The 11,028-nt window shown below is 67.1% G+C and carries 7 protein-coding genes; all 7 read left to right on the forward strand.

Translation table 11 applies throughout. The annotated features are described in order from the left end of the window. The first annotated feature begins 130 nt into the window (after positions 1–130). The 7 genes from B1991_RS08370 to B1991_RS08400 all read left to right on the forward strand — a co-directional run bounded on the left by B1991_RS08370 (position 131) and on the right by B1991_RS08400 (position 11,022). On the forward strand, positions 131–1,651 hold the full coding sequence (locus B1991_RS08370) for a transglutaminase-like domain-containing protein (protein WP_136258267.1): 1,521 nt from the start codon (positions 131–133) through the stop codon (positions 1,649–1,651). A gap of 93 nt (positions 1,652–1,744) precedes the next feature. After that, positions 1,745–4,711 (forward strand): TonB-dependent receptor, encoded by a 2,967-nt coding sequence (locus tag B1991_RS08375; protein WP_246031103.1) that lies wholly within the window; start codon positions 1,745–1,747, stop codon positions 4,709–4,711. A gap of 115 nt (positions 4,712–4,826) precedes the next feature. Beyond that, positions 4,827–6,128, forward strand: coding sequence for a diaminopimelate decarboxylase (gene lysA, locus B1991_RS08380; RefSeq protein WP_210772107.1), 1,302 nt, complete (start codon positions 4,827–4,829; stop codon positions 6,126–6,128). After that, positions 6,125–7,336 carry a dipeptidase gene (locus B1991_RS08385; protein ID WP_136258270.1) on the forward strand — a complete coding sequence of 404 codons (1,212 nt, stop codon included), beginning with the start codon at positions 6,125–6,127 and terminating at the stop codon, positions 7,334–7,336. The genes lysA and B1991_RS08385 overlap by 4 nt, the downstream gene beginning before the upstream one ends. 169 nt (positions 7,337–7,505) lie before the next feature. Further along, the gene (locus B1991_RS08390; RefSeq protein WP_136258271.1) at positions 7,506–9,050 is read left to right on the forward strand and encodes a serine hydrolase; all 1,545 of its coding nucleotides are present in this window, start codon (positions 7,506–7,508) and stop codon (positions 9,048–9,050) included. 155 nt (positions 9,051–9,205) lie between these two features. Beyond that, the gene (locus B1991_RS08395) at positions 9,206–10,258 is read left to right on the forward strand and encodes a serine hydrolase domain-containing protein (RefSeq protein WP_136258272.1); all 1,053 of its coding nucleotides are present in this window, start codon (positions 9,206–9,208) and stop codon (positions 10,256–10,258) included. Beyond that, complete coding sequence (locus B1991_RS08400) at positions 10,258–11,022, forward strand: N-acetylmuramoyl-L-alanine amidase (protein ID WP_136258273.1); 765 nt, start codon at positions 10,258–10,260, stop codon at positions 11,020–11,022. The genes B1991_RS08395 and B1991_RS08400 overlap by 1 nt, the downstream gene beginning before the upstream one ends. The last annotated feature ends 6 nt before the right edge of the window (positions 11,023–11,028 follow it).

Genomic DNA, 11,028 nt, shown 5'->3' on the forward strand with positions numbered 1-11,028 from the left:
CGACCTCGCTACCGCGCCGGTAAGGAATAGCTGATTCGAACCGGATTGGTTTGAAGCATAAATTATTGACCAGCATTTGCAAGCATGTTACACAGCCATTTCAGGGGATCGGATGCGGAGACGCCGCTCGATGAATACGCAGTTGCCTGCCGCCACGAGAATACGACGCCACGTCGTGGGCACGCGCCTGCTCCCGCTGATTGCCGCGCTGGTCCTGCTCGCCGCCACGCCCGCATGGGCGACCGGGGCCCCCGCACTTCCCTCCATCACCGCGCAGATCGATGCCGGCCATTTCAAGGCGGCGCAGGCAGCGATCGACACCGCCCTGGCGCAACCTGGCGTAACGGCAGATCAGCGTCATGCGCTGCTGTTCCAGCGCGAGCGCATGCGCCGCATCCTGCTCGATTTCACTCTCGGCGCCGACGACGTCGAGGCGCGCGTGCGCAAATCGATCCCCGACCTCAGCGACGCCGAGTTCGCCAAGTGGAACGCCGCCGGCCTGTTCGAGCACCAGGTGATCGACGGTCGCACGCTGTATTTCAAGCGGTCGCCCGGCAACCTGTTCCGGCTCAGCCCGGAGGCGGTGGCGCGACGCGCCGTGCAGACGCCGATCAGCGACGGCCCGATGGAAGCGCTCAACGACCACCAGCGCGCGATCTTCCGCGCCGCGCTCGACCAGCACCGCGCCAGCGTGCTGCCGCAGCGCGTGCGCATGACCCAGACGCTCACCGTCGACGCCGACGCCGTACCGGCCGGAGAAACCGTGCGCGCATGGATCCCCTATCCGCAGGCGATCCCCGGCCAGCAGGAAGACATCCGCTACGTCGCCAGCGTGCCGGCGAAGCACGCCATCGCGCCCGTGTCGGCGCCACAGCGCACGGTGTACCTGGAGAAGCCCGCGGTGGCCGGGCAGAAGGCCGCGTTTTCGGTCACCTACGAGCTGACCTTGCTGGCGCAATACCACGCGATCGACCCGGCCAGGGTGCAGCCGGAAACCATCACCCCGGAACTGGCCCCGTTCGTGGCCGAGCGTGCGCCGCACATCGTGTTCACCGACGCCATGCGCGCGTTCTCGCGCAAGGTCGTCGGTGACGAGAAGAATCCGTACCGCATCGCGCAGAAGCTGTTTGCCGCGGTGGACCGGATCCCCTGGGCCGGTGCGCGCGAGTATTCGACGATCTCCAACATCAGCGACTACGCGCTGCACGCCGGCCACGCCGACTGCGGCCAGCAGACCCTGCTGCTGATGACCCTGCTGCGCCTCAACGGCATCCCCGCGCGCTGGCAGTCGGGCATGGTGTTCGCCGCCGACGGCAGCGGCTACAGCAACATCCACGACTGGGGCTTCCTGTACCTGGCGCCATACGGCTGGGTGCCGATGGACGTCACCACCGGCCGCCTGCATCCGGGCGCGGGCGACGACCCCGCACTGGAGTGGTTCTACCTCGGCGGGCTCGACAACTGGCGCATCGCCTTCAACGCCGACTACGACCGCCGCTTCGAGCCACCCAAGCGGCACTTCCGTTCCGACGACGTGGACTCGCAGCGCGGCGAAGCCGAATGGCGCGGCGGCAACATCTATTTCGATCAACTGGACTACGACTTCGACTGGCGCGTCCTGCCAGCGAGGCAGGGACGCGGCGGCAACTAACCGGCAGCTTTCACAAAAAACTGGCATCGACGGTGTCGATGGGGAGATGGGGAAATGAGCAACAGTCGCAGCTTGCGCAGAAGCGTCCTTTGCATGGCACTCGGCCTGGGCATGGCTTCGCTGGTTGGGGGCCCCGCGCTGGCCCAGGCCGTCACCGGCGCCGTGGCCGGGCGCGCCGACGCCGGCGCGCAGATCACCGTCACCAATACCGCAACCGGGCAGGTCCGCTCGGTCACGGTCAATGCCGACGGTACCTACCGCGTGGCCCAGTTGCCGGTAGGCGATTACAGCCTGCAGGTCTCGCGCAGCGGCCAGACGGTCGGTGCGCCGGTTGCGGTGGCCGTCTCCCTGGGCGGCACCACAACCGTCAACCTGGGCAGCGGCGGCAATGTGACCAACCTGCAATCGGTGGTGGTCGTCGGCTCGCCGGTGGTCAATCGCGTGGACGTGTTCTCCACCGAATCGGCCACCAACATCACCCGTGCCGAGCTGGCCCGCATGCCGGTGGACCAGAGCATCAGCTCCGTCGCGCTGCTGGCGCCGGGCGTGGTCGCTTCCGGTGCCACCTTTGGCGGCCTCACCTTCGGCGGCTCGTCGGTGGCCGAGAACGTCGTCTACATCAATGGCCTCGACGTGACCGATCCGTATCGCCGCCAGGGCTTTTCCACGGTGCCGTTCGCGTTCTTCGAGGAATTCCAGGTCAAGACCGGCGGCTACTCGGCGGAGTTCGGCCGCAGCACGGGCGGCGTCATCAACGCCGTGACGCGCTCCGGCGGCAACGACTTCCACGCCGGCGCGGAGACGACGCTGGAACCGTCGGCGTGGGCGGCGACGAAAAAGGATCATTTCCACAGCGACGGCACCATCGACGAACGGGATCGCACCAGCCGCGACAAGAGCCCGTTCTACAAGGCCAACGTGTGGGCGTCCGGCGCCCTCGTGAAGGACAAGCTGTTCTTCTTCGGCATGTACGAACGGCGCTACTCCAGGCCGCAGGACATCGATACGTCCGAAGCCTGGAAAACCAAGAGTGACAACGATTTCTGGGGTGCCAAGATCGACTGGCACATCAACGACAACCACCTTCTGGAGCTGCTGGCCTTCTCCGACAAGGCCGACTCGACCACCGGCAACTACGACTACACCTGGGACACCGCCACGTTCGGCGACAAGCTGGGCGAAAGCACGGCGGGTTCCGGCGGCGACAACGGTTCGCTCACCTACACCGGCCATTTTGGCGAGAACTTCGTCGCCAAGGCGATGTATGGCGTGAACAAGCGCAGCGCCACCAGCGGCAGCCCGTGGGATGCCGATTGCAGCATCGTCACCCGCTCGGGCAGTTACACCGCCGCCTTCGGGCCGGCGACCGAGCAGGAAGGCTGCCACCCGACCAACAGCAGCATCAGCAGCCGCTTCGACAAGCGCAAGGCGGCGCGCCTCGACTTCGAATGGACCCCGCTGGACAACCACCTGTTCCGCTTCGGCCTCGATCAGGAGGTCATGGATTCGAGGAGCTCGGTGGTGTATCCGGGCGACGGGACGAGCTACCAGGCCCAGGCCGCCACGCCCGGCGGGCAGTTGCCCAACGGTACCGTGGTTCCGGTCGGCGTCACCGCCATCGTCGACGCGCGCCACTACGTCACGGGCGCACCGGTCAGCACCAAGGCGCAGGCGGTCTACCTGGAGGACAACTGGAACGTCACACCCAACCTGCTGCTGAACCTCGGCGTGCGAGCCGACAAGTTCCACAACAAGCTGGCCTCCGGCGCGACCTTCGCCAAGGCCGATTTCAAGGACATGATCTCCCCCCGCCTCGGCTTCAGCTGGGACGTGAAGGGCGACGGCACGACCAAGGTGTTCGGCAACGCGGGCCGCTACTACATCCCGCTCACCAACAAGCTCACCGACTACTTCGGCGGCGGCACCACGGACGAGCATACCTACTATGCGCTCGATGGCTGGGTCGAGCAGACCGACCCGGTCACTGGCGGCAGCTATCTTTTCCCCAAGCTCGGCGCGCAACTCGGCGCGGTCAACACCGAAGGGAATGTTCCCGCGCCCGACGACGTGCGCACGGCGGTTGCCCGCGACCTGAAGCAGGTCTTCCAGGACGAATACATCCTGGGCTTCCAGCAGGCGATCAACCAGACCTGGTCGTATGGCGCAAACATCACCTACCGCAAGATGACCCGCGCGGTGGAAGACGTGCGCATCAACCATGTCGCGGGATGCGACTGGTATTCCGGCGACTGGCCCATCCTCAACCCGGGAGAGAAGAACACCTTGTGGTGTCCCGATACCAACAGCTGGGTCACCTTCGACAGTTCGAAGGATGGCTACGAGGCGCTGGGCAGCGGCGCCGTCATGGGCTACAAGAAACCGCGACGCACCTACAAGGCGGTCGAGCTGCAGATTGATCGCGCATGGGACGGCAAGTGGGCCTTCAACGCCAGCTATATCTGGTCCAAGAGCGAGGGCAACATCGAAGGTCCGGTGAACTCGGATACCGGTTACGCCGACACCAACCTCGTGCAGTACTACGACCATCCGGCCGTCAACGAGCGCTATGGCGTCCTGTTCAACGACCATCGCCACCAGATCAAGCTGCGCGGCAGCTACAAGCTCAACGACATGTGGAGCTTTGGCAGTACGTTCGCAGCCTATTCCGGTGGGCCGATCACCGCGTTCGGCGTGCGCTGGCCCAACGACAACCGCAGCGCCGGCGGCCCCGGCGAGTTCAGCGGCGGCGGCTCCGGCTGGCTGTGCGTGGCGAACTGCTCCGACTGGCAGACGCGCGAGCTGGTCTACACGGGACGTGGCGCGTTCGGCCGCATGCCGTGGGTGAAGGACCTGAGCGCCAGCGTGACCTGGACGCTGCCGGTGACGGATGTCGATCTGAAGGCGCGATTCTCCATCTACAACCTGCTCAACAGCCAGACGGTCGTCAACGTGCACTCCCGCTACGAGAGCACGCCCGGCGACAAGATGCCCTACTTCGGGCAGGGCACCGTGTGGCAAGCGCCGCGTTACATGCAACTGGTCGTGACGTACACATACTGAGGTTTACTCCCTCGGCGGCCCGCTCTCGTGGCGGGTCGCCTTTTTTTGCAAGGCGCGCTTCCACGCGCGTGCGCCGGCAACCCACCCGAAGCGGATCAGCCACGTGCAGCCGATGATGAAAACGACCTCTGCTACTCCGGCCGGCACCACGGATGCGTCTGCAACGCCCACCTCGCACAGCCACTTCGACGGCGTCGACCTGCAACTGCTGGCCGAACGCATCGCCACCCCCTTTCACGCCTATTCCGCCAGTGCGATTCACCAGCGCATCGAGGCGCTGAAAACCGCGCTGGTCGGCCTCGATGCCACCATCTGCTTTGCCGTCAAGGCCAACCCCAACCTCGCCATCCTGCAGCTGATGGCCAACGCCGGCCTCGGCGCCGACATCGTCTCGGTCGGCGAACTGCGCCGCGCGCTCAACGCCGGCATGCCGGCCGAGCGCATCGTGTTCTCCGGCGTCGGCAAGAGCGCCGACGAGATCGCCGGCGCGCTGAACGTCGGCATCATGCGTTTCAACGTGGAGTCGCTGGACGAGTTGCACACGCTGCAGCGCATTGCCAGGGCGCAGGAAGTGACCGCACGCGCCGCCGTGCGCATCAACCCCGACGTGGATGCGCAGACCCACGCCAAGATCTCCACCGGCAAATCGGAGAACAAGTTCGGCGTGAGCATCGACGAAGCGCGCCGCTGGTTCGCCCAACGCAAGTCGTTCGACCACGTGCAGCTCGACGGCCTGCACGTGCATATCGGCTCGCAGATCCTCGACGTTCAACCCTTCCGTCTCGCACTCGCACGCGTGGCCGCGTTCTGGCGCGAGCTGGAACACGCCGGCCATCCGATCACCAGCATCGACGTCGGCGGCGGGCTGGGTGTGTGCTATCGCGCCGGCGTGGATCATCCGGTGTCCACGACCGACTACGTGGCCGCGATCCGCGAGGCGCTGGCCGGTTTCCGCGGCCGCCTCCTGCTGGAGCCGGGACGCTGGCTGGTCGCCGAAGCCGGGGTACTGCTGACCCGCGTGATCCGCGTCAAGCCCGGCACCGAGCGCAACTTCCTGATCCTCGATGCGGCCATGAACGACCTGCTGCGGCCCAGCCTGTACGACGCCTGGCACGACATCGTGCCGGTGTCGGACCAGCCGCGCCCGATGGCCACCTACGACATCGTCGGCCCGGTCTGCGAAACCGGCGATACCTTCGCCAGCGCGCGCGAACTGCCCGAGTGCGCGGCCGGCGACCTGTTGCTGATCAAGGCCACCGGCGCGTACGGTACGTCGATGGCCTCCACCTACAACTCGCGGCCGCTGGCCGCCGAGGTCTTGCTGCACCAGGGCCGCTACGCCGTGATACGACGGCGCCAGCACTTCGAGGAAATGATTGCCGGCGAACAGCCGGCCCGGAACTGGAAAACGCCATGAGCACGACTGCCCGCCTCGCCCTTCTCGCCGCCTTCGGCTTTGCCTTCGCGTCGGCCGCGCAGGCGCAGCAAGATCCGCCGGTCACCATCGACACCCACGTCGACGTCCCGTTCGACTACATGGGCGAGCCGCGCTTCGACGTGGGCCACGACACCCGCCTGCTGGTCGACCTCGGCAAGATGGAGCGCGGCGGACTCGATGCGGCGTTCTTCGTGGTCTGGGTGCCGCAGCACAAGCTCGACGCTGCCGGCTACGCCAAGGCGGTGCAGCAGGCGAGCCAGAAGTACGACGGCATCGGCCGCATGCTGATGAAGTATCCCGACCGCATCCGCCTGGCCACCACGCCGGAACAGCTGCGGGCCAATCACGAGGCCGGCCTGCTCTCGGCCACCATCGAGATCGAGAACGCCTACTCGCTCGGCCATGACCTGCATCGCCTCGACGCCGCCTACGACCGTGGCGCCCGCTCGGTCGGCCTGGTCCACGTCGGCAACAACGACCTGTGCACCAGCTCGCTGCCCGACACCGAACACGGCGAGAGCGCGATGAACAGCGCCGGCGACACCGGCATGAGCGACTTCGGCCGCGCCGTGGTCAAGCGCGCCAACGAACTCGGCATGCTGGTCGACATCTCGCACGCCTCGGACCGTTGCGTGCGCGATGCGCTGAAGGTCTCCAGCACGCCGATCATCGCCTCCCACTCCGGCGCCCGCGCCGTGCTGGACCACCCACGCAACCTGCCCGACGACCTGCTGCGCGCGATCGCCGCCAAGGGCGGCGTGATCGACGCGGTCGCCTACAAGGAATTCCTCAAGCACGACCCCGGTCGCGCGGCCGCCGAGAAGAAATTGCAGGAGGCCGTGGCGAAGGGGGCCGGTGAAAAGGAATACGACAGCGACAACGACGACTACCGCCCCGAGATGGAAGCGGGCATGGCCGAGATCCAGCAGAAGTACCCGCTGGCCACGCTGGACGATTACGTGAAGCAGATCCGACACATGGTGAAGGTCGCCGGCATCGACCACGTCGGCATCGCCTCCGACTTCGACGGCGGCGGCGGCATCACCGGCTGGAAGGACGCCAGTGAAACCCGCAACGTCACCGCCGCCCTGCGCAAGGCCGGTTTCAGCGACGCCGACATCGCCAAGCTGTGGGGCGGCAACCTGCTGCGCGTGTGGGGCGAGGTAGAACGCCATGCGCAGCACTGAGCAAGCTCTGCTCCCTCTCCTGCGACCAAAGGTCCCTGTGGGGCATCGCGGGGAAGAGCTGGGGTGGGGTGCTCTTCCGCACGCCGGAGCTACCCCCTCCCAACCTCCCCCTGCAAGCAGGGGGAGGAGCCAAGAGCATCTGCCCCCTCCCCTGCATCGCAGGGGAGGGTTGCGGTGGGGTGCTCTTGCTCTTCTGCTCCTGCTCGCACCGCTTGCCGCGAACGCCGAAGACGCCAACCCTGGCTACGACAAGATCGTCGACGCCGTCGTCGCGCGTTACCACCTGCCCGGCATCGCCGTCGGCGTGATCGAGAACGGCCAGGTCGTCTACACCCGCACCGTCGGCGAAACCGTCGCCGGCTCGGGCCAGAAGATCACCCCGCGCACGCTGTTCAAGATCGCCTCCAACAGCAAGGCGATGACCACCGCCCTGCTCGGCCGCCTGGTCGACCAGGGCAAGCTGCACTGGGACGATCCGGTGACGAAATACCTGCCGCAGTTCCGCATGCACGATCCGTGGGTCACCGCGAACATGCGCGTGGCCGACCTGCTCACCCATTCCAGCGGCCTGCCCGAAGGCGGCGGCGACCTGATGCTGTGGCCGGAGCCGAACGCGTTCACCCGCGCCGACATCATCCACGGCCTGCGCTTCATCAAGCCCGGCTACAGCTTCCGCGCGCAATACCAGTACGACAACCTGCTCTACGTGGTGGCCGGCGAAGTCGCCGCCGCCGCGGGTGGCGCGTCGTACGAGACACTGATGCACCGCGAGGTGTTCGCGCCGCTGCACCTGGACCGCTGCCAGGTCGGCGCGTGGAACCGCGACACCGTCGGCGACGTGGCCACGCCGCATCGTCGCGACGACGGGCGCAACGTGCCGATCCCCGAAGCCGCCGCAATCCCCGCGATCACCTCGGCCGCCGCCGGCGGCATCCGCTGCGACCTCACCGACATGCTGAGCTGGGCGCGCAACTGGCTGGTGCCCACCCCGGCCCAGCTCCAGTGGCTGTCGCCGCAGCAGCGCAAGACGCTGCAGGCGCCACACATGCTGATCCCCGTTTCCGCGCAGCGTCGCGCCTGGGACAACAGCCACATCATGGCCTACGGCTACGGCTGGCGCATGGCCGACGTCGACGGCCAGTGGAACGTCTGGCACACCGGCACCTTGAACGGCATGTATTCGATGCTGTCGCTGCTGCCGGATCGCAACAGCGGCTTCGTCTTCATGATCAACGGCGAAGCCGACGACGCCCGCACCGTGCTGGGCGAAGTGCTGACCAAGCACTTCACCGCGCCGAACGATACGCGCGACGTGAACTGGTACGCCGACACACTGGAGCGCAAGTCGAAGCAGCACGCGGAGAAATCGCCGCTGCCGGATACCTCGACCTGGCAGGCCGCCACCACGACGGAAATGGCGGCGTGGACAGGCACGTATCGCGACCCATGGTTCGGTGACATCACGCTGTGCCCGCAGGACGGCAAGGTTCGCTTCGCCGCGAAGAAGTCGCCCGCGCTGACCGGCACGGCGATGCGGCTGGGCAAGCGCTACCTGGTGCATTGGGACAACGGCGAACTGGATGCGTGGCTGGATTTCAAGCCCGCTGCCGACGGCACGCCGATCTCCCTGCGCATGGCCAAATTCGATCCGGACGGCGACTTCAGCTCCGATTACGAAGACCTCGCTTTCCGGCGCGTCGGGGGTTGTCCATGAATGTCTCGCCTTCCCCGACACAATTACGCGAAAAGCTCGTCGAAACCCGTAGGGCGGGCACCGCCCGCCGGCTCTTCGGCACGGCGCAACGCGCTCCGCAAGGGCGGCGGGCAGTGCCCGCCCTACGCATCGCCACAACCAAGGGGGCCTCCGCCATGCACAGACTCTTCGTTGGCCTCGCCGTGGCCACCCTGCTCGCCGGCTGCGGCGGCACCAAGCCGGTCGACCCGGTCAACCTGTTGATGGCGCCCTACACCGGCGACGTGCCCGGCGCCTCGCTGCTGGTCATCAAGGACGGCAAGGCCGTGCTCGATCGCAGCTACGGCCTGGCGAATCTCGAGGACGACGACGAGACAAAGCCGGCGACCAATTACCGCCTCGCCTCGATCAGCAAGCAGTTCACCGCCGCGGCGATCCTGCTGCTGGCCGAGCAGGGCCGGCTCAAGCTGGACGATCCGGTGCGCCAATGGCTGCCCTCGCTGCCGGAGACGACCTCGGCCGTCACCCTGCGCCAACTGCTCGACCACACCGGCGGCCTGGTCGATTACGAGGATCTGATCCCGCCCGGCACCACCGGGCAGGTCAGCGACAACGACGTGCTGAGCATACTCTCCGCCACCCCGAAGACCTACTTCGCGCCCGGCACCGCCTATCGCTACAGCAACACCGGTTACGTGCTGCTCGGCCTGGTGGTCGAGCGCGCCTCGGGCTACAGCCTGCCGCTGTACCTGAAGCAGCAGATCTTCCAGCCGCTGGGCATGAACCACACGCTGCTGTACGAAAGCGGCGGCCCCGAAGTGGACGACCGCGCCTACGGCTACAGCGAGGTGAACGGGCAGTGGACGCGCACCGACCAGAGCGTCACCAGCGCCACCCGCGGCGACGGCGGCATCTATTCCTCGGTCGAGGACCTGGCGAAGTGGGACGCCGCGCTGTACGACAACCGCCTGCTCAGCGACGCCTCGCGCAAGCTCGCCTTCAGCCCCCACGTGAAGGTCACCGGCGAGCCGTACGAGGCCAGCTACGGTTATGGCTGGCGCATCACCGGCGACACGCTGTGGCACTCGGGCGAGAGCATCGGCTTCCGCAACGTGATCGTGCGCTGGCCGAAGCAACACCTCACCGTGATCCTGCTCAGCAACCGCAACGAGCCGGAGCCCTACCGCACCGCGCTGGAGATCGCCAAGCCGTGGCTGCAGGAACCGTGATGCGTGGTTCGCCCCGCTGGCCGCGCAGCGCTGCCATCGTGGTGCTGCTCGCCCTGCTCGCCGCCTGCGCCCCGCTGCCGCCGCGCAATCCGCTGGCGACCTGGGTACCCTCGCCCAACCACGACATCCGCCGCCCGGTGCTGATCGTGCTGCATTTCACCGACCAGCACTCGGCACGCGAGAGTCTGCACACCTTGCGCACGCAGAACAGCGGCGGCCCGGTCAGCGCGCACTACCTGGTCGGCGCCGACGGCCACGTCTACCAGCTGGTCGCCGATCAACTGCGCGCCTGGCACGGCGGCGGTGGCCGCTGGGGCACGATCACGGACATCAACTCCGCCTCGATCGGCATCGAGCTGGACAACGATGGACATTCGCCGTTCGCGCAAGCGCAGATCGACAGCCTGCTGCGCCTGCTCACCGACCTCACCACGCGCCTGAACATCCCGCCCGCGCAGATCATCGGCCACCAGGATCTCGCGCCCACGCGCAAGAACGATCCCGGCCCGCTGTTCCCCTGGCAGCAACTGGCCGCCGCGGGTTTCGGCCGCTGGCCGCAAGGCGTGCTGGTCGATCCGCCCGCCGGCTTCGATCCGTGGATGGCGCTGGCGGTGGTCGGCTACCCGCTGGACGACCGCGCCGCCGCAGTGCGCGCGTTCCACAACCACTTCCGCGGCCTCGGCGGCGATGAACTCGACGCTCAGGACTCGCGCATCCTCTGGAACCTCGTGCAGCAGATCGAGGCGGGCGGAAACGACGACTGAGATCGC

The organism is Rhodanobacter lindaniclasticus (genome assembly GCF_004799035.1).
Taxonomy (GTDB): domain Bacteria; phylum Pseudomonadota; class Gammaproteobacteria; order Xanthomonadales; family Rhodanobacteraceae; genus Rhodanobacter; species Rhodanobacter lindaniclasticus.